This is a genomic window from Streptomyces sp. NPDC001668 (assembly GCF_042893155.1).
Classification (GTDB): domain Bacteria; phylum Actinomycetota; class Actinomycetes; order Streptomycetales; family Streptomycetaceae; genus Streptomyces.
On the sequence record NZ_JBIAUQ010000001.1, the window covers coordinates 213,509 to 231,512 of the forward strand.

Annotated in this window: 17 protein-coding genes and 1 tRNA gene; 6 read left to right on the forward strand and 12 right to left on the reverse strand. The window is 72.6% G+C overall.

Annotated elements, in window-relative coordinates; genetic code table 11:
- Window positions 1-11 precede the first annotated feature (11 nt).
- On the forward strand, window positions 12-743 hold the full coding sequence (locus ACFYZ8_RS01030; RefSeq protein ID WP_388536416.1) for an aspartate/glutamate racemase family protein: 732 nt from the start codon (window positions 12-14) through the stop codon (window positions 741-743).
- Between the two features lie 19 nt (window positions 744-762).
- Here ACFYZ8_RS01030 and ACFYZ8_RS01035 read toward each other — a convergent pair whose 3' ends face one another.
- Window positions 763-1,296: a hypothetical protein gene (locus ACFYZ8_RS01035; RefSeq protein WP_359030430.1), complete on the reverse strand. Its 534-nt coding sequence runs from the start codon at window positions 1,294-1,296 to the stop codon at window positions 763-765.
- An 11-nt stretch (window positions 1,297-1,307) separates the two neighbouring features.
- On the reverse strand, window positions 1,308-1,574 hold the full coding sequence (locus ACFYZ8_RS01040) for a hypothetical protein (RefSeq protein WP_359030429.1): 267 nt from the start codon (window positions 1,572-1,574) through the stop codon (window positions 1,308-1,310).
- Between the two features lie 195 nt (window positions 1,575-1,769).
- On the opposite strand from ACFYZ8_RS01040, the gene ACFYZ8_RS01045 reads away from it, so the two are divergent.
- Window positions 1,770-2,903: an LLM class flavin-dependent oxidoreductase gene (locus ACFYZ8_RS01045; RefSeq protein ID WP_388536418.1), complete on the forward strand. Its 1,134-nt coding sequence runs from the start codon at window positions 1,770-1,772 to the stop codon at window positions 2,901-2,903.
- 13 nt (window positions 2,904-2,916) lie between these two features.
- On the opposite strand, the gene ACFYZ8_RS01050 is transcribed toward ACFYZ8_RS01045, so the two are convergent.
- Complete coding sequence (locus ACFYZ8_RS01050) at window positions 2,917-4,722, reverse strand: EAL domain-containing protein (RefSeq protein WP_359030426.1); 1,806 nt, start codon at window positions 4,720-4,722, stop codon at window positions 2,917-2,919.
- Window positions 4,723-5,006: 284 nt separating this feature from the next.
- On the opposite strand from ACFYZ8_RS01050, the gene ACFYZ8_RS01055 reads away from it, so the two are divergent.
- A complete protein-coding gene (locus ACFYZ8_RS01055; RefSeq protein ID WP_388536420.1) occupies window positions 5,007-6,305 on the forward strand; it encodes a M6 family metalloprotease domain-containing protein in 1,299 nt (432 codons plus the stop codon).
- Between the two features lie 156 nt (window positions 6,306-6,461).
- Window positions 6,462-7,283, forward strand: a complete 822-nt coding sequence (locus tag ACFYZ8_RS01060; protein ID WP_388536422.1) for a MerR family transcriptional regulator — start codon at window positions 6,462-6,464, stop codon at window positions 7,281-7,283.
- A gap of 62 nt (window positions 7,284-7,345) precedes the next feature.
- Here ACFYZ8_RS01060 and ACFYZ8_RS01065 read toward each other — a convergent pair whose 3' ends face one another.
- The 8 genes from ACFYZ8_RS01065 to ACFYZ8_RS01100 form a co-directional block, all read right to left on the reverse strand.
- The gene (locus tag ACFYZ8_RS01065) at window positions 7,346-8,242 is read right to left on the reverse strand and encodes a hypothetical protein (RefSeq protein ID WP_388536423.1); all 897 of its coding nucleotides are present in this window, start codon (window positions 8,240-8,242) and stop codon (window positions 7,346-7,348) included.
- A 207-nt stretch (window positions 8,243-8,449) separates the two neighbouring features.
- A tRNA-Lys gene (locus ACFYZ8_RS01070) sits at window positions 8,450-8,523 on the reverse strand.
- A complete protein-coding gene (locus ACFYZ8_RS01075) occupies window positions 8,514-9,113 on the reverse strand; it encodes a bifunctional DNA primase/polymerase (protein ID WP_359030423.1) in 600 nt (199 codons plus the stop codon). Before ACFYZ8_RS01075 ends, ACFYZ8_RS01070 begins: the two co-directional genes overlap by 10 nt.
- 182 nt (window positions 9,114-9,295) lie before the next feature.
- On the reverse strand, window positions 9,296-9,664 hold the full coding sequence (locus ACFYZ8_RS01080) for a hypothetical protein (protein ID WP_359030422.1): 369 nt from the start codon (window positions 9,662-9,664) through the stop codon (window positions 9,296-9,298).
- A 307-nt stretch (window positions 9,665-9,971) separates the two neighbouring features.
- Window positions 9,972-11,336, reverse strand: coding sequence for an AAA domain-containing protein (locus ACFYZ8_RS01085; protein ID WP_388536425.1), 1,365 nt, complete (start codon window positions 11,334-11,336; stop codon window positions 9,972-9,974).
- The gene (locus tag ACFYZ8_RS01090) at window positions 11,333-12,943 is read right to left on the reverse strand and encodes a hypothetical protein (protein ID WP_388536427.1); all 1,611 of its coding nucleotides are present in this window, start codon (window positions 12,941-12,943) and stop codon (window positions 11,333-11,335) included. Before ACFYZ8_RS01090 ends, ACFYZ8_RS01085 begins: the two co-directional genes overlap by 4 nt.
- Window positions 12,934-14,055 (reverse strand): hypothetical protein, encoded by a 1,122-nt coding sequence (locus ACFYZ8_RS01095; protein ID WP_388536429.1) that lies wholly within the window; start codon window positions 14,053-14,055, stop codon window positions 12,934-12,936. Before ACFYZ8_RS01095 ends, ACFYZ8_RS01090 begins: the two co-directional genes overlap by 10 nt.
- Complete coding sequence (locus ACFYZ8_RS01100; protein WP_388536430.1) at window positions 14,006-14,959, reverse strand: phosphatase PAP2 family protein; 954 nt, start codon at window positions 14,957-14,959, stop codon at window positions 14,006-14,008. The genes ACFYZ8_RS01095 and ACFYZ8_RS01100 overlap by 50 nt, the downstream gene beginning before the upstream one ends.
- Window positions 14,960-15,168: 209 nt before the next feature.
- Between ACFYZ8_RS01100 and ACFYZ8_RS01105 the strand changes: the two genes are divergently transcribed.
- On the forward strand, window positions 15,169-15,762 hold the full coding sequence (locus tag ACFYZ8_RS01105) for a histidine phosphatase family protein (RefSeq protein WP_359030417.1): 594 nt from the start codon (window positions 15,169-15,171) through the stop codon (window positions 15,760-15,762).
- Window positions 15,763-15,911: 149 nt separating this feature from the next.
- On the opposite strand, the gene ACFYZ8_RS01110 is transcribed toward ACFYZ8_RS01105, so the two are convergent.
- Window positions 15,912-17,318 carry a tetratricopeptide repeat protein gene (locus tag ACFYZ8_RS01110; protein WP_388536432.1) on the reverse strand — a complete coding sequence of 469 codons (1,407 nt, stop codon included), beginning with the start codon at window positions 17,316-17,318 and terminating at the stop codon, window positions 15,912-15,914.
- Window positions 17,319-17,585: 267 nt separating this feature from the next.
- On the opposite strand from ACFYZ8_RS01110, the gene ACFYZ8_RS01115 reads away from it, so the two are divergent.
- Window positions 17,586-17,966, forward strand: coding sequence for a hypothetical protein (locus ACFYZ8_RS01115; protein ID WP_388536433.1), 381 nt, complete (start codon window positions 17,586-17,588; stop codon window positions 17,964-17,966).
- The last annotated feature ends 38 nt before the right edge of the window (window positions 17,967-18,004 follow it).

Consider the following 18,004-nt stretch of genomic DNA (forward strand, 5'->3'; position numbering starts at 1 on the left):
GAAGGCTGGACATGACCGCACTCGGATTCCTCTACCCGGGCCACTCCGCCGAGGACGACTACCCCCGCATCGAGCAGCTCCTGGGCAGTGACATCCGTCTGGACGTGGTCCACACCGACATCGGCACGGACGCCCACCGCGTGGACGCCCTCCTGGAGATGGGCTCCGCCGAGCGGCTCGCCGCGGGCGTCGAGGAACTGCGCATGTCGGGCGCCGAGTCCGTCGTCTGGGCCTGCACCAGCGGCAGTTTCGTGCACGGCTGGGAGGGCGCCCAGGAGCAGGTCCGCACCCTGGCCGTGACGGCCGGCATGCCCGCCTCCTCGACCTCCTTCGCCTTCGTGCACGCGGCGAAGGAGATCGGCGCCGGGCGGGTGGCGGTCGCGGCGACCTACCCGGACGACGTGGCGGGACTGTTCGCCGAGTTCCTGCGGGCCGGCGGCATCGAGGTCCTCCAGGTCCGCGGCGCCGGGATCATCACCGCGGCGGAGGTCGGCACGTGGGGCGAGGAGGAGGTCTTCGCGCTGGTCCGCGAGGCAGACTCGCCGGACGCCGAGGCGGTCCTCCTCCCGGACACCGCCCTCCACACGGCCACCCACATCCCGGCCCTGGAGAAGGAACTCGGCAAGCCGGTCCTCACCGCGAACCAGGTCACGGTCTGGGAGGCCCTGAGGCTGACGGACCGCAGGGTGAACGCGCCGGCGATGGGGGCGCTGTTTACCAGGGAACCGATCGTGCAGGTGTGAGGCCGGCGGCTTCAGGTGCTCACCGCCGGTGCTCCTGCGGCGCCTCGGCCGTGAGCGCCTCACGCATGGTGCGCAGCCGGCGGTACTGGAGGTTGCCGTAGAGGACGATCCAGCCCATGAAGGCGGCGCTGATCACGGCGAAGCCGGCTGTCTGCCGCGGTCCCGCGGTCAGGGCCGTCAGCACCACGACGGCTCCGCACAGGACGGCGAGGAAGATCTGGGCCGCGACCCGGTGGCGGCCGCGGCGCAGGCGCTGTTCCACCAGGTCACGCATGGCCCGCCGCTCCTCGGGCGCGGTCGGGACCTCGCCCCGGCGCAGCTTGCGGTCCAGTGAGACGAGGCCGTCCACCGAGCCCCCGGCGGCCCGCTTCTCCTTGCGCCGCACGGCGAGCACGACGGCGATCCCGCCGAGGGAGGCGAAGGCCACGCGCACCAGGACCGAGGCGGCCGACTGCTCGGGGAACAGCAGCAGGACCATGGCCGAGGCGACCAGCGCGGACAGCGCGAACTGAAGCCACAGATGCCTGCTGAGCAGGGTGTTGACGCGTTCCACGGTGCCCTCCCTCACGACCCGGCCTGGTCCCGGCGGCGGACGGCGCGCAACCGCATCGTCAGGCCGACGGCCAGCAGCACCAGGGACACCGCGGAGTAGGCCCACGAGCCGGTGCCGCGCACGGCGTCGACGGTGGCCAGGACCACCCACAGGGCGGCGACGACACTCAGCGCGGTCCACGCGATGTCGGCGATACGGATGGACAGCTGGGCGCGCTGTCTGGTGCCGGGTTCGAGCGGTCCGAGGTCGGACGGCCGCGACGTGTTCTCCCGCGTCATGGGCGATCCCTCCGTTTTTGTGAGGTTGTGCGTTCCGGGTACCCGAGTGGCTCCGGGGCAAGCGGTCAAGTGCCGTACGGGATACGGAAGATGGGGCTCCAGTGAGCCGCGTGTCCGTGCCCGGGAATAACCGGGGACACTCTCCTGTTGTCGCCAGGACGACAGCGCAGGGCTCATGAGCAGGAGGCACCCACCGTGGCGGCAGACGAGATCCGAGGTACCGCACAGGGCACCGCCCCCGTACCCCTCTCCGTACTGGACCTGGTCACCGTCGGCGCCGGACGCACGGCCACCGACGCCCTGCGCACCGGTGTCGCCATCGCCCAGCTCACCGAGTCCCGGGGCTTCCACCGCTACTGGGTCGCCGAGCACCACTCCATGCCCGGCGTGGCCTCCTCGTCCCCCGCGGTGATCCTCGCCCACCTCGCCGCCCACACCAGCCGCATCCGGCTCGGCTCGGGCGGAGTGATGCTGCCGAACCACGCGCCCCTGGTCATCGCGGAGCAGTTCGGCACGCTGGAGGCGATGGCCCCGGGCCGTATCGACCTGGGCCTCGGCCGGGCCCCGGGCACGGACGGCGCCACCGCGGCCGCCCTTCGCCGCAGCGACCGGCTGCGCGAGGGCGCCGACGACTTCCCCGAGCAGCTCAGGGAGCTCACCCGCTTCCTGGACGACGACTTCCCCGACGGCCACCCCTACCGCCGTATCCACGCGGTACCGGGCCCCGTCCAGGCGACCTCGCCGGGTGGCGTGCAGTCCCCGCACCGGCCGCCGGTGTGGCTGCTCGGCTCCTCCGGCTTCAGCGCCCAGCTGGCCGGCTCCCTCGGCCTGCCCTTCGCCTTCGCGCACCACTTCTCGGCGCAGAACACCATCCCGGCCCTGGACCTGTACCGCGAGTCCTTCCGGCCCTCCGCCGTCCTCGACGAGCCGTACGCCCTCATCGGCGTCTCCGCCCTCGCCACCGACGACGAGAAGGAGGCCCGCCGCCAGGTCCGCGCCGCCGCGCTCAACATGATCCGGCTGCGCACCGGCCGCCCCGGTCTGGTCCCCACCCCCGAGGAGGCGGAGGCCTACGAGTTCAGCCCCATGGAGGAGGAGTTCGCCACCTCCTGGAACGCCAACGTCATCCACGGCACCGCCGACGAGGTCCGCACAGGACTCGACGACCTCCACAAGCGCACCGGCGCCGACGAGTTGATGATCACGGGCAACGCGCACAGCGGTGACGTACGCCTGCGTTCGTACGAACTGATCGCGGACGCCTACGGACTGCCCACGGTCACCGAGGTCCCCACGACCTCGGCCCCTGCCTCTGCCGCGGCCTCCTAGGCCTTCACGCCCATCAGGCCTTCACGCCCATCAGCCCGGAGATACGATCCGGCGACACCGGCCGCGAGTACAGCCAGCCCTGGCCGGTGTCGCAGCCGATCCGGCGCAGGCGGCTGGCCTGGGCCGAGGTCTCGACGCACTCCGCGGTGACGGTGAGGCCGAGGCGGTGGGCCAGCTGGATCATCGCCTCCACGACGACCTCGTCGGCCGGGTTCGGGGCGACGCCCTCCCCCTCGTACTGGAAGCCGCGTACGAAGGAGCCGTCCAGTTTCAGGACGGAGACCGGGAGACGGCTGAGGTAGGCGAGGTTCGAGTAGCCGGTGCCGAAGTCGTCGATCGCGATGCCGACGCCCATGTCGCTCAGCGCCTGGAGGGCCTGGAGCGGGCGGCCCGCCGAGCCCATCACCGCCGACTCGGTGAGTTCGAGCTGGAGCAGGTGCGGGGCCAGGCCGGTCTCCGCGAGGGTCTTCGCCACGTCCGCGACCAGGTCGGAGTCCCAGACCTGGCGGACGGCCACATTGACGCTGACGAAGATCGGCGGCTCGCCGGGGTGGTCCAGCTGCCACTGCCGGGCCTGGCGGCAGGCGGTGGCGAGGATCCAGCGGCCGAGCGGGACGATCGAGCCGTCCTCCTCGGCCAGTGCGATGAACCGATTCGGCGTCAGCATCCCGAACTGCGGGTGGTTCCAGCGCACCAGCGCCTCGACCCCGCGCAGCCGGCCGTCCTCCATGCCCACCAGCGGCTGGTACTCCAGCTGGAACTCACCGCGCTCGATGGCCGGGCGCAGCGTGGAGGCGAGGGCCTGGCGGGTCATGCGGTGGGCGTTGCGCTCCGGGTCGAACAGCGTCCAGCGGTCCCGGCCGTCGGCCTTGGCCCAGTACAGCGTGGTGTCGGCGGCCTGCATCAGCCCGGTCGCCGAGGTGCCCTCCGCCTGCCGTTCCACGACCCCGATCGACGCCGACACCGACATGCGGTGGCCGGAGACGTCGAAGGGCGCCTGGATGGCCTTCAGCAGGGACTCGGCGAGGTCGGCGAGCTGCTCCGTGCCGGTGGAGTCCTCCACGAGCAGCGCGAACTCGTCGCCGCCCAGCCGCGCCACCAGGGGAGTGGTCGCCCGGCCGTGGCCCGCCTCGCCCGCGCAGCGCGTCAGCCGTTCGGCCACGGCGGCGAGGAGCCGGTCGCCGACCCGGTGGCCGAGGGTGTCGTTGACGGCCTGGAACCCGTCGAGGTCCAGATAGCACAGCCCGATCCGGCCGGTGCCGCCCTGCTCGTACGACTCCGGTTCCAGCGCGGCCGTCAGCCGCTCGAAGAACAGCGTCCGGTTGGGCAGCCGGGTCACCGGGTCGTGCATCTGCAAGTGCCGCAGCCGGGCCTGGAGTTCACGCCGGGCGGTGATGTCGGCGACGGAGAGCAGCACGCCCGGCGTGCCGTCGGCCAGGGGGGTGATCGTGATCTGCGCCCACATGGAGTGCCCGTCGGGATGCTTCAGCCGCCGCTTGCAGCGCAGCTTCGCCTGCCGGCCGCGCAGCACCTCGCGATAGCTGTGCCAGGTGCGCGTGTCCGAGCCCAGGTCCACCAGATCGGCGGCCGATGCCCCGGCCAGTTCTTCCGGCGCGGCGCCGAGCAGCTCGCCGAAGGCGGGGTTGGCGTCGACGACCGTGCCCTCGCGGTCCACCACGGCCATGGCCAGCGGCGCCGCCGCGAAGGCCGCGCGATGCGACGGAGGCTCGGTACGAGCAGATGTCGCGCAGTCACTCTCTGTTACGGCCGACCCGTCGAGGTCTGCCGCGGGCGCCGGCCCTTCGGACGTTCCGTTCACCGCTAGCTCCCGCAGTGCACTCGATCGCTGTCCGCGCAGGAAAGTGTGCCGATCATAGAGGCTGCCCCCGGGCCCTTCCAGCCATTGCCCAGTCTCGAGGACCGGCAACCCCTTCTGGCAGATCGTTTCTGCCCGCAGCTGGACGGGTTCTTCGGGCCCGGGACCGGTTGTGACGTTCCGTGAGCGATTCGGGGGTGTCGGCCGGTTTGGGAGGTCACGCCAAGTCACTCGTCCGGTGCAGATAAACAGGGCGTATTACCGCAAATCAACACAGGCTGGGTGCGGTGTCCCGTGAACCGCTCCCGGAGGTCCCGTTGCCGCGCCCGTCGCCGCGCCCGTTTCCGCGCAATGTGCCGCGCCCCCGACTGCGCAGCACCGCCGCCGTGTTCACCACCATGGCGGCCCTCGCCGCCACCTCCCTCGTCACCGGCCCCTCGGTCGCCGAACCCTTCGCCTCGGCGCCCTGCGCCCTGGAACGCACCAAGGCCCACCACTCGGAGGGCCTGGACACCTGGAACACCGCCTACCCGCGCCCGGCCCGCGCCCTGGACGCGGTGATGGTCTTCCTGTCCTTCCCGGACGCCGCGCCCCTGACCACCCCCGCGGAGCTGACCGCCGATCACTTCCCGGCCACCACCAGCTTCTTCGAGCGCGCCTCCTACGGCCGTTTCACCCTGCGCCCGCACCCGCTGCGGCACTGGATCCGGATGCCGCGCCCGTCGACGGCGTACGCCATACAGCGCGACTGGAGTGCCGCGGACCGGGGCGCCTACCTGCGCGACGCGCTCGCCGCGGCCGACGGGCAGGTCGACTTCTCGCGCTACGACGTCGTCTACTTCGTCGCCGACCCGGACGCGCCCGGCGTCGACTCGGACGCCACGAAGGTCGTCAACCTGGACGTGCCGCTGCGTGCCGACGGCACGGACATCCGCCGGGTCGTCACCGTCTTCGAGAAGCACCCCCCGGACCGGCTGGTGCTGGCCCACGAGACCGGGCACGTCTTCGACCTGCCGGACCTCTACCACCGGCCGATGGACGGCAAGGGCGACTGGGACACCTACGTCGGCGACTGGGACCTGATGGGCAGCCAGTTCGGGCTGGCCCCGGATCTGTTCGCCTGGCACAAGTGGAAGCTGGGCTGGCTGGAACGGCGGCAGGTGGCGTGCGTACGGGGCCGGGAGCCGAAGCGGCTGACGCTGGAACCGCTGGAGGCCGCCCCCGGCAACGCCGGGATCTTCGGGCTCGGACGCGGCACCAAGCTCGCGGTCGTCCCCACCGGCGCCGACAGCGCGCTCGCCTTCGAGGCGCGCGGGGCGGTGGGCAACGACGCGGCGGTCTGCCGGCAGGGTGTGCTGATCTACCGCGTCCACAGCGGCGCGGCCTCCGGTGGCGGCCCCATCGAGGTCATCGACACCCACCCCCGCACCGAGGCCTGCTGGGAGAACTCCGTCTACCCACCCCTCGCGGACGCCCCGCTCGACGTGGGCGAGAGCTTCACGGTGCCGGGGGAGGGGGACGTACGGGTGAAGGTGACGGGACGGACGACCGCGGGGGCGTGGGACGTGGAGATCGCGGTCGGGTGACTTCCTGGCCGGTGGCTCGGTGGCTCGGTGGCTCGGTGGCTCGGTGGCTCGGTGGCCGGCGGCTCGGCGACCGGCGTCGAGGGGGACGCTGTCCCCGGACCGCCGAGGTAGCTTCTTGACCCTCACACCGTGTCAGGCGGTCAGCTCGGAGACATCATGTTCACCATCGGAGACTTCGCCCGGCACGGCCGCGTCTCGGTCCGGATGCTGCGTCACTACGACGCGACCGGCCTGCTGCGCCCGGCCCACGTCGATCCTGCCAGCGGCTACCGCTACTACACCGCGGCGCAGCTCGCCCGCCTCAACCGGATCATCGCGCTGAAGGACCTCGGATTCACCCTCCAGCGGGTCCAGGACATCGTGGACGAGAAGGTCAGCGCCGAGGAGATGCGCGGCATGCTGCGGCTGCGGCGGGCCGAACTGGAGACCGCCATGGCCGCCGCGCGTGCACGGCTGGTCCAGGTCGAAGCGAGGCTCCGAGCGATCGAGAGCGAGGGGCACATGCCCACGAACGACGTTGTCATCAAGAGCGTCCCCACTGTCCGGGTGGCGGAGCTGACCGCAACCGCCGCGAGTTTCGAGCCCGAGGACATCGGCCCGGTCATCGGGCCGCTCTACGACGAACTGTTCCGGCGCCTGGGCGCGGCGGGCATCACCCCCACGGGCCCCGGTGTCGCCTACTACGAGGACGCCCCGGAGGGCGGCGGCAGGATCAGCGTGCACGCCGCCGTCCAGGTCTCCGCCCCTCTCCAGGACGGCGCCTTCCGGATCCTCGACCTGCCGCCCCTCGAACAAGCGGCGACCATAGTGCACCGCGGCTCGATGGACACCGTGCTCCCCACCGCCCAGACCCTGACCCGCTGGATCGACGCCCACGGCCACCGGTCGAACGGCTACCCCCGCGAGGTCAACCTGGAGTGCCCCGAGAACCGCGACGACTGGGTGACGGAACTGCAGGCGCCGGTGACCGTGGCCTGATGCGATCGCGCCCGGCCTCCGTCGTGAAAGCTCCTTGCGGCAGGCCGGGCCGACCGGGTCGATCACGGTAGTGCCTCCGCGGCTTTCGCCTGTGCCATCCGGGACTGGGCGGCTGTGAGCGTCATCCTGCCGTCGCAGACCGCACGGTGCAGGGAGTTCTCCAGCTGGTCATCCCCCTGTGCCTGGGAGAGCGGCACCGGGCGAAGATTCGCTGGGTCGGAGGGCGCCCCTCCCAGCTCCAGGGGGATGACGTGGTCCTCCTCGTAGTGCGAGGGGTCTTTGTCGGCCGCACTGGACGCCGCGAGCTGCTGCTTCTTCAGCTGCTCGGTCTTGTTGGCCGGGGGCCGGATCGTGGCCGTCCAGCCCGGCACACAGATGGTCGAGTGGATCGTGGACTGGGTCACGGCCGGATTGAGGGCTCCGACGGGGCCGTCCGGCCTGGTGGGGACCGGAGTTGGAGTCGCCGCAGTGGTCGCAACGAGGTGCAGTGAGCCGCTGGTGATCGTCCCCTTCACGACACGGTACGAACCGGCGTAGTCGGCGGTGCTCCCGTCGGTGTGGACGGCGTGGAGCTGGACGTCAACCGTGGTTCCGTTCACGTCGCCGATGCTGATCACATCGGCGGCGGTGTCGGCGAAGCCCGCCGCGAAGTCGGCGTAGGGCCGGCCGAGGTGGCTTCCTCCCAGCTCCCATGCCCGGTGGTAGTCGTGGGCATTGATCGCGGCGTAGAAGCTCTCGACGACAGAAGCAGGATCTGCCGGATCGCTGCGGGGAGCTGCTGCCGGCGCTGATTGCGTCGAGGGCGTTGCCGGGGCGCTGGGAGGTGGAGACGGCAGCCCTGTCGAGGTCGAGGTCGAGGGCGAGGTCGAGGTCGGGGAGGTGCCAGTGTGCTGGGCACACCCCGCGAGGCCAAGACTGACGGCGATGCTGAACGCGGCAGCAGTTTTCGACACCTTCATGGATCACCACCGGCGCTGCGCGCCGCGGCCCTTCGCGCCATTTGTGCGGATGCGGTATCGAATCGGACATCTTTATGTTCTCGCCATCCAGGGACTCACGCACAACGAGCAACTGATCGGGCGGCTTCTCGGCGCAGGCGCAGGCAGCGACCCCGAAAACGACCAAGGGCACCCTTCCGGAGGGAAGGATGCCCAGGTCACAGACTGTGCGCCGCCAGGGACTCGAACCCCGGACCCGCTGATTAAGAGTCAGCTGCTCTAACCAACTGAGCTAGCGGCGCCTGCTGACGTCGTAGACCTTAGCATCCTGATCGGCCGGGGGAAAAATTGAAATCCGCACCGCCGTGCGGGCCGCCCGGACGGCCGCCCAGAGCAGGATTTCCGGGCCCGGCAGCCAGGGGTGACGGGTGTCGGGGGCGACCAGCCAGCGGCAGGCCGGCGCCGACTCCGCGGAGCTCAGCGGGGCCGGGACGGTCACCGCGTCGCCGGTGCCGTGGCACAGCAGTGGCGGGATCGCGGCCGTACGGCCGAACTCCTCCCATCGCAGCAGGGACGGCAGTCGCTGGGCCGTGCCCGGCGCCGCGAAGAGCAGCATCCGGCCCCGGAGTGTCGCCACCGGGCCCGAGCCCGGCCCCTCGTCCCACAGCCGGTCGAGCATCCGGCGCCCGAAGACCGCGGGGGCGCTGACCACGTCGAAGGCGGCGCCGCAGGGCAGTACCACCGGGGCGGCGGGGTGCTCCTCCCAGAGCGACAGGGTGCTGCGCGGATACGTTCCTGCCGAGGCGAGCCAGGCGGCCCCGTCAGCGGTGACGCCGGAGACGTCGAAGCGGTCGGAGAACGGTTCGGAGAGCGGTTCGTCGCGAGTGCTCATGCCGCATACATCTACCGGGTGTGAGCGGGCGGTTCCTCAGGGTTGCGGGAAACCGGGACAGGCGGGGGCAGTGAGGAGTATCTTGCCCGCCTGGCATATGCCAGGGATTCTTTACGTCTCCTACTGAGACGTCTGTGGCGGCCGGGACTCAGACGGGGCCGGGACTCAGACGGGGCCCAGACTCAGACAGGGTCGGCGTGCCCCGCCCCGTCCTCCGCACCGCGCAGCAGCTCCCGGCCGAACTCGACCATCTTCTTCGCGTAGTCCTCGGTCCACTCGGCGCGCTCGGCGATGTCCGCCGTGGTGAGGCGGTCGAACCGCCGTGGGTCGGCCAGCTGGGCCGCCGCCATCGCCTGGAACTCCACGGCACGGTCCGCCGCCGCGCGGAACGCGTGCGCCAGCTCGGTGGAACGGGTCAGCAGCGCGCGCGGGTCGTCGATCGACTCCAGGTCGAAGAAGTGCTCCGGGTCGTCGGCCACCTGTGCGGGCTCGAACAGCAGGGGCGCGGGGCGTAGCCGCGGTTCGTTCCGACGCGGCGTGGGCTCCGCCATGTCTTCGTCCTCCTCGTACGTCGTCCGTACCTACGGCCCGCCGATGCATGGGCCACCGTCCATTGTCCCGCGCCCGTGCAAGAGGGCCGGGTGCCTCCGGCGGTACCAAGCGATACGGCCCCCGTGGTGTTCCCGCTCCCGACCACTCGCGATCACACGGGACGCGGGTCACGGCCGCCACGGCACCCGGTGTTCCGCCGGCCGCGCGAGTACCGCGTGGTTCGCCTCCCGGCCGTCGGGGCTGTATCCATCGGCCGCCTCCGGCGGCGGCCCGGACTCCGTCCGGTGGGGTGTCGGCGGGGCCCGGTCACGGCCGCCACGGCACCCGGTGTTCCGCCAGCCGCGCGAGTACCGCGTGGTTCGCCTCCCAGCCGTCCGGGAACTTCACCAGGGTTCCCAGCTGGACCGGTTCCGTGGACGGGTAGTCGTCCAGGAGGTCGGTCACGCCCGCGCGGCACACCACGATGCAGGCGTGGCGGTGGCGGGAGGCCAGGACGCACAGGCGGCCCGTCTCCAGGTGGAAGGCGGTGGCGTCGGGGCGGCCGGAGAGCGGGTGGAGGACGACCGTGACGTCGTACTCACGGCCCTGGAGACGGTTCGCCGTGTCGACGGTGACGTCCGTGACGCCGAGGTCGGTCAGGGCCGCGCGGACCGCCGCCGCCTGGTCCCGGTGCGCCGTGCCCACCGCGATGCGGTCGGCCGTCAGCGGCGCGGGATCCGGCGAGCGCTCCGACGTGGCCGCCCCGCCCCGGTCGAGGAGCCGCCGTACGACCGTCGCGACCGCCCGCACCGCCTCCGGGTCCGTGCGCGGAGTGTGCCGTGCGGGCAGCTCCAGCAGGCCCCAGCCCGACTCGGCCGCCGCGTCGATCACCCGGTCGGGGCCCGAGCCGTCCGAAGGGACGCCGAAAGTGAGGCGACGGTCGTCGTGGCCGGTGCCGCTGCGGAAGGGCGTGAACGGGTAGAAGGCGTCCGAGACCAGGGGCGCGGCCGAGGCGGGGAGCCGCCAGGACACCGGCAGGCGGTGCTGGGGCAGCTCGGGGTTGTGGGCCAGCAGGGTCGTCACCGCCGAGGCCGAGGGGTCGTACGACAGCCCCGCCCACTGCTCGCTGCCCACGATCGCGAACGGATCCAGCTGGCCCGGGTCGCCCACGAACAGCGCCCGCTCGAACAGCCCCGCCACCGCCAGCAGCGAGTCCGAGCGCATCTGGTACGCCTCGTCCACGATCGCGTGCGCCCACGGCTCGTCGACCTTCACATGCCCCCACTTGGCGGCCGTGGAGATCACCACGGGCAGCCCGGTCAGATCGCCGGCCTTCGCCGACTTGCGGACCTGGGGCAGCTCGTCCAGCGCCTTGTCGTACGGGTCGGCGTCACTGCTGTGCAGGCGCCCGACCGGCAGCCCGGGGTTCTTCTCGGCGAGTCTGAGGACGAGGTCGTCGACCTGGGCGTTGGTCTGCGCGACCACCATCAACGGGCGCCCCGCGTCGGCCAGTTCCAGTGCCGCGCGGACGACGAGGGTGGACTTCCCGGCGCCGGGCGGGGAGTCGACGACGACACCGCGGTGGGTGCCGTGCAGCGTGTCGTGGAGGATCGCGTCGGTGGCCCGGGCGGCCTCGGCACCGGGGTCGAAGGCCCTGGAGCCCTGGGTGGCCCCGGAGGTCTGGGGGGTCACAGCACATCCTCCGGGGTCAGGGGATCAGCGGCCTCCTGCACGGCCTCACCGGGCGGCCCGCCGTGCGTCCAGGGCGTCTCCTCCGGGTCGGGCAGCTTCGCGCCGCCGCGCTGCTCGTGCTCGAACAGCGTGAAGCACACCCGGTCGCCCTTCTCCGGCACGGACCCGGTCTCCGGCTCCTTGCCGCGGCCCATCTTGTCGAGGACCTTGAGCACGATCAGCGAGCCCCCGAAGGAGCCCTCGGGGGAGTCCTCGTACCCCACGAACTCGGCGGACTGCGGCTTGCCGCCCAGCGAGCGGTACACCTTGGCCCGCTCGCCCAGATGCGGCCGGTCGTCGGTCCGCACGGTCACCAGCGGGCGCGGGCTCGGCCGCTTCCCCTCGCTGTACGTCATCACCACGTCGGTGACCTCCCCGGCGAACGCCTCACCGGCCAGCCGCCGCCCCGCCATCACCAGCGGGTCGTCGAGCGCCTCCTGCGCCTCCAGGCGGGCCTGCTCGCGCTCGCGCGAGGCGAGCTTGTTGGCGGCGGTGACCGCGTCGTCGCGGCGCGGTTGCGGGGGCTCGCCCGCAACGACCCGGTCCCGGTGGCTGGTGAACGACCAGCGGTCGCGCGTCCACCGCTCCTCGACATGGGCCCCCTCGGGCAGCGCCCGCAGCAGGTCCAGACCCCGCCATACCGCGTCCCAGGTCGGACGCGTGCGGCTCGCGACGAGGGCGCGGATCTCCTGCTCGGCGGCGGTGAGCGCGCCGAGCCGGTCGTCGGCCTCCAGACCGTCCTCGGCGGCGGCCAGCGCGGTCCGCGCGCGGTCGTAGCGCTCGAAGGCGGGGGCGAGCAGCTTGTTGTCGAACGCCGGGTCGGTGGCGGGACCGGCGGGCGGATGCAGCAGCTGGCCCCGGTCGTCCCGGGCGAGCTCGGCCTCCAGCGCGGCCTCGGCGCCCGAGCGGCCCTCCGGCGGGTCGATCCAGGCGAGCAGCGCGCCCAGGTGCTGGTCCTCGAGCGTGGACTGCCCGGTGGACCAGTGCCGGGCCAGCACGTCCGTCATCGCCAGCAGCAGCGAGGAGCCCGGCACCCGGGCCCGCTCCCCGAAGTGGGTCAGCCACCGGCCCAGCAACGGCACCCGGGGCGGGGCCGGATACGGCGTCTCCGGGTCCTGCTCCGCCGTACGCCGAAAGCGCATGGAGCGCCCGAGCAGCCGTACGAAATCGATGCCCGCGCGGCTCGGCAGGATCAGCTGCGGGGCGTCCGCGCACAGCTCGACCTCGACCTTGACGCGCTTGCCGGTCTCCGGATCCGTCTCGTTGCGCTCGGCGGCCTCCACCGCCTCCGCGTACCCGTCGACGTACGGCAGCACGATGTCCGCCAGCTCGGCCAGGAAGCCGAACCTGAGGTCCCGGTCGCGCGGCTGCGGTACGACCAGGAGGTGCGGGGCGTCCCGGTCGGTGCCCACGAGCGCGCCCAGCGGGGCACCGGCCTCGCCCGCGGTGGTGAGCGGGACGAGGACGAGCGGGCGGTCCGAGAGACGGCGGTGACGGACGGTCGCGGCGGGCTGGGCGCGGCCCGTGCTGACGGCTTCCAGGCGGGCGAGCGTGGCGATCAGCGACATGCCCTCACCCCCAGCGCCTCCGCGCGCAGTTCCGCCGCTCTGCGCAGCGCCGCCACCGCCGGGTCGTCCGGGTCGCCGGCCTCGCCGCGGGCCGCCGCCAGGACCTCCTCGACCGTCGTCAGACCGCCCAGCTCCGCGCGCATCGAGCGGCCCAGGGAGGTCACCGCGCCGCCCGCGCGGGAGCGGTCCCGGCAGTGGAAGGCCAGTTCGCACGCGGACAGGCACTCGGGGGCGTAGGTCGCCGGGACCGACTCGACCGCCGCGGTCAGGTCGGCGGCGGGCAGGTCGGGGGCGAAGCAGGTGCCCTCGGGGAGAGCGTCGGCGATGTCCTGGATGCGGGTGAGGCGGGCCAGCTGGCGGGCGGTGACCGCGCGCTGCTTGCGGATGTCGACGGCCGAGGCGGTGGGCAGGTTGGAGAAGTCCTTGGGGCAGACCAGCAGGACCCGGTGGCGGACCTTCGGAGCCGGTTCCAGACGGGCGGCGACCTCCTCCAGGGCGAGGACGTACACCGCGGCCTGGCGGGCGGCCGCGCCCACCTTCGACGGGTCCGCCGAACCGTCCAGCATCGGGAAGGACTTGATCTCCACGACCGTCCAGCTGCCGTCCGGGTGCACCACCACCGCGTCCGGCTCCAGGAAGGCGGGGGAGCCGGCCACATCGAGCGCCAGCATGGGGTGGTCGAGCAGGGTCCACCCCTGTGCTTCGGTGGCTTCGCGCAGGGCGAGCGCCGTCCGCGCGGTGCGGCCCTCGGGACCGATCGCCGTGAGGTCGGGGACCTCGGCCCCGGCGGGCGGTTCGGCGGTCCGGTCCAGGCGCTCGTGCACCAGCCGCAGCAGCTCCGCGCCGCCGTCCGCCTTGACCTTCGCCTCGAAGGCGTTGCCCCGCGTCAGGGCGAACTGCGACTGCCCGAAGGCGGACGGCGAACCCAGCGCGCCCGCCAGTGCCTGCTTGTCCACCCCGGCGCCGTCGAGGATCGCGCGCCGCTTGCAGCCGGGGTTCGCGGCGAGGGCCGCCAGGGCGCGCGCGTCCAGTGCCTTGGCCGGTACCTCGGGCCCGCGCAGCTCAGCGAGCCGCTGCCGGAGCGCCGTCCCCCGCGTCCGTGGGAGCGGCACTCGGCTCGACTCCGCTTCCGAAGCGTGACTCGCGCTGCCGTGGAATGTGCTCACCCGCGGAAGTCTGGCATCCGCCACTGACAATTGAGGGCTCTGTGTCCCGAGAGGCGACCGAGACGGCGGCTATCCGGGCTCGGACACCATCCGTGGCCCGCTCCGCCGCCCGGCTGACGTACGGGGCGAGCAGGAACCCGGCGCCCATCACCGCCGCGCCGGCGACCGCGTCGAGGAAGTAGTGGTTCGCGGTGCCCATGACCACGATCGTGGTGATCAGCGGGTAGGCGACGGCCGCGACCTTCGTCGTACGCGTCCTGCCGTAGCGCCACAGCATCACACCGCACCACAGCGCCCAGCCGACGTGCAGGCTCGGCATGGCCGCGTACTGGTTCGTCATGCCGCCCATGCCCCGGGGCGCGCTCGCCTCACCGCCCCACCAGCCGTACGAGCTGTACTGGGCCATGGTGTCGACGAAGCCGTGGCCCGCCGAGAGGAGGCGGGGCGGGCAGGTCGGCAGCAGGGTGAAGCCGATCAGGCCCATGAACGTGGACGTCATCAGCCAGGTGCGGGCCGCGCGGTAGTGCACGGCCCGGGAGCGGAAGAGCCAGACCAGGACGGCGGGTGTGACCAGGTAGTGCAGCGAGGCGTACCAGAAGTCGGCCGGTACGCCGATCCAGGCCTGGTCGGTGAAGAGCCGGTTGAGCGGGTGCTCCGCGTTGAGGTACAGGACCTTCTCGATCTTGAGGATCGCCAGACCGTGGTCGACGGCGCCCGTGACATCACCCCTGGCGAGGAGCCGGCCGGCGCTGTAGCAGGCGTACACCAACAGGATCAGAGGCAGCTCGGTCCACCAGCGCAGCCGCGTCTCCGGGACTGCCTCGGTGCCTGGTGTCTCGGTCAGCGGCATCCGATCCTGTCCCCCTTCGTTTCGCGCGGCGTCCGGCGGTCGTTGTCCGGGGGTGCCACTTTACGGCGTATGTGCGGGCTCTCGTGGAGTGCCCCCACGCAGCGCCTTCGGCCCTCAAAGACGCTGAGACCGGCCATCGGGTTGCCCTCCCACAGGGTGAGCGATGATGGAGGGGTTCCGCCTCCGTTTTCCCCCGGAAAGGTTTCTTCATGGCACCGCGCATCCTGCTGGCCCGGCATGGACAGACGGAGTGGTCGCTGTCCGGCAAGCACACCGGCAGGACCGACGTGCCGCTCCTGGAGGAGGGCCGGCGGGGCGCCAAACTGCTCGGCGAGCGGCTCCACCGGGCCCCGTACGACGGCCTTGCCGGAGTGGAGATACGCACCAGCCCGCTGGCACGCGCGCGTGAGACCTGCGAACTCGCCGGCTTCGGGGAGCGGGCGGCCACCTGGGACCCGCTCATGGAGTGGGACTACGGCGCGTACGAGGGCATGACGCCGGAGGAGATCCAGGCGGTGCGGCCGGGGTGGCTGATCTGGCGCGACGGCGTCCCCGAGGGGGAGTCCCTGGCGGAGATCACCTCCCGCGCGGACGAGGTCGTCGCGTGGGCGCGTTCGGCGGACCGGGATGTGCTGGTGTTCGCGCACGGGCACATCCTGCGGTCCATCTGTGCGCGGTGGCTGGGGTCGCCGATCGATTTCGCGGCGCGGGTGCGGCTTAATCCGACGTCCTTGTCCGTGCTGGGCTGGGCCTACGGGGAGCCGGCGATCGAGAGCTGGAACGACTTGGGGCATCTGGGGTAGTTGCCCGGCCGCGGGCCGGTGGGGCTTCTCGCGCAGTTCCCCGCGCCCCTAGGTCGGTGCAGTGACAGCCTGCCTGGCTGTACCCACTCAGGGGCGCGGGGAACTGCGCGACCAGCCCCCACCGGCCCGCAGCCGAACAAGAACCGCCCTCACGCAGTCCGCGGCATCGACGCATGGCGTTCCAGGAACGCCGACACCCCCGAAGCCCGCCGATGCGGCAGCAGCACCCTCGCCGTCCCCGCCAGCATCGTCTGGATGCGGGACGACTCGACCTCGCCCAGCAGCTCCAGCACCCGCAGCCCCGCCGCCGCGCCCTCGTCGGGGTGGCCGCCGCGGGCCAGGTCGTCGGCGAGTTCGGCGGTGTACAGCGCGATGTTGCGGGTGAAGTGCGGGTCCTGGAGATCCGCCGCCCGGCGCGCGTGCCGGGCGGCCCGGCGCCAGTCGCCCAGGGTGGACCAGCACTGCGCCTCCAGGCCCTCCAGTTCGGCCTCGCCGTAGAAGCTCATCCACTCGGGGTCGGCGTCCGAGAGGCCCCGCTCGAAGAAGGCCTGCGCGCGGGCGAGTGCCTGCTCGCACCCCGTGCGGTCGGCGAGTCCCGCCCAGCCGCCCGCCTCGCGCAGCGCGAGCAGCGACATCAGGCGGGGTGAGCCCAGGGGCCGGGCGACCCGCTGCGCGGCCTGAGCTGCCCGCACCGCCTCCCGCGGCCGTCCCGCGTCGCGCGCGAGGAAGGCCGTGTTGCAGAACGCGTGCGCCTCCAGGCCGTCGTCACCGGTGAACCGGGCCGTCGCCAGCGCCTCCGCGTAGTGCGAGCGGGCGTCGTCGAACCGTCCGGAGTCGTGCGCGAGCCAGCCCACCGAGATGGCGAGTTCGCCCGCGCCCGAGTGCAGCCGGTCGGCGGTCGTCTGCCGGGTCGCGCCCGCGTCAAGGAGCGCGTAGGCGGCGCGCAGTGGAGCCGCGGCGCGCCGGTACAGGCCGTCCGCGCCGTGCCGGTCGTCGAGCAGCCGGATCCTGCGCACGGCCTCTTCCAGGGCACCCGCCTCGCCCGTCCCGGCGCGGCGGACCGGCCGTCCGGCGGCCGTGGCGTCGGCGGCGAGCCCGAGGGGGCCCAGTGAGGCGGCGGCCACCGTGGCGCCCCCGCCGGTCATGAATGCGCGACGCAGCACGTCGCTCTCCTCGTAGTTGTCGTACGTCTCGTCAGGGTCCTGCGTGTCTTGCGTGTCATACGGCTCGGGTGCCCCCGGCGTCTCAGACGCCTCCCGCGCCCGGCGTCCGCGTACGGAGGAGCGGGGCGCGAAGCCCAGGTCGGTGAGCGTGCGGCCGGGGAACATGTGGAGGAACACCCGTTCGTACGCGTAGTTGGGGCAGCGGATCTCGCCCGCCTCGACGCGGCCCACATAGCGTGCGTCGCAGCTGACCCGCTCACCGATCTCGCGCGCGGCCCGCCGCACCGCCGCCGCGAACTCGGCCGGCGAGCGCTGTCCGCGCAGGCGCCGGAACGCGAGGTTCGGCCGCGGTGGTGTGGGGTACTGGGACGAGGTCACCGTTGACGACGCCATGGCCGGGCCCTCTCGTGCGAACCGTCGAACCATGCCGGGGGACGGGGCGAGTTGACTGGTTTGTCAGTGTGACGCCCTGTTTCCGGCGGGCAAGAACGTACCTGCTGTGTCCGGGTCGCCATGCGGGGTTTGGCTACAAACCGGATATCTCATCCGAGATCTGCCATGAACTGCCATCCTTTGCGGCGGTCTTTCGCCGTAGCCGTTGACGCGGGCGCGCGTTGAACTCCTCGGAGTCGGACGAGGGTTCCTCGGGTGGAGGCCGCGATGGAGATCAGCCAAAGCGTCGATCCTTGTACGCCGGTGTCGTGCGATGTGGTCACGGTGCCGACGCGACACGGCCTGGAGGCCGTCGACATCCTGCGGCGGGGGGTGGGGGACGGGGTCGGGCCGGTGCTGCACGACGACGGTGGCCAGACGCTGGGGTTCCTGGTTCCGCCCGGGACGGCGGCGGGTTGGGACGTGCCGGGGAGCACCTGCACGGAGACGGACGGCCGGGGGCTGCGGCTGGCTCCGGAGCCGCCCGTGGAGGGCTCGGACTGGCTGCTGCCGCCCGGTGACGCCGACCTGGCGACGGATCCGGCGGTGCTGCGGGCGGCCCTGGGCGAAGCGGCACGGCTGATCGAGGCCGCGGACAACTGCCGGTGACGGGTCCCCGCTGAGCCGACGCCCTCCGGGCGCCCGAT

What these genes read in the sequence shown, in the direction of transcription:
- ACFYZ8_RS01030 (WP_388536416.1), top strand. Translation starts at nt 12, where the DNA reads ATGACCGCACTCGGATTCCTCTACCCGGGCCACTCCGCCGAGGACGAC.
- ACFYZ8_RS01040 (WP_359030429.1), bottom strand. Translation starts at nt 1,574, where the DNA reads ATGACGCGGGAGAACACGTCGCGGCCGTCCGACCTCGGACCGCTCGAA.
- ACFYZ8_RS01060 (WP_388536422.1), top strand. Translation starts at nt 6,462, where the DNA reads ATGTTCACCATCGGAGACTTCGCCCGGCACGGCCGCGTCTCGGTCCGG.
- ACFYZ8_RS01065 (WP_388536423.1), bottom strand. Translation starts at nt 8,242, where the DNA reads ATGAAGGTGTCGAAAACTGCTGCCGCGTTCAGCATCGCCGTCAGTCTT.
- ACFYZ8_RS01075 (WP_359030423.1), bottom strand. Translation starts at nt 9,113, where the DNA reads ATGAGCACTCGCGACGAACCGCTCTCCGAACCGTTCTCCGACCGCTTC.
- ACFYZ8_RS01080 (WP_359030422.1), bottom strand. Translation starts at nt 9,664, where the DNA reads ATGGCGGAGCCCACGCCGCGTCGGAACGAACCGCGGCTACGCCCCGCG.
- ACFYZ8_RS01090 (WP_388536427.1), bottom strand. Translation starts at nt 12,943, where the DNA reads ATGTCGCTGATCGCCACGCTCGCCCGCCTGGAAGCCGTCAGCACGGGC.
- ACFYZ8_RS01100 (WP_388536430.1), bottom strand. Translation starts at nt 14,959, where the DNA reads ATGCCGCTGACCGAGACACCAGGCACCGAGGCAGTCCCGGAGACGCGG.
- ACFYZ8_RS01105 (WP_359030417.1), top strand. Translation starts at nt 15,169, where the DNA reads ATGGCACCGCGCATCCTGCTGGCCCGGCATGGACAGACGGAGTGGTCG.
- ACFYZ8_RS01110 (WP_388536432.1), bottom strand. Translation starts at nt 17,318, where the DNA reads ATGGCGTCGTCAACGGTGACCTCGTCCCAGTACCCCACACCACCGCGG.
- ACFYZ8_RS01115 (WP_388536433.1), top strand. Translation starts at nt 17,586, where the DNA reads ATGGAGATCAGCCAAAGCGTCGATCCTTGTACGCCGGTGTCGTGCGAT.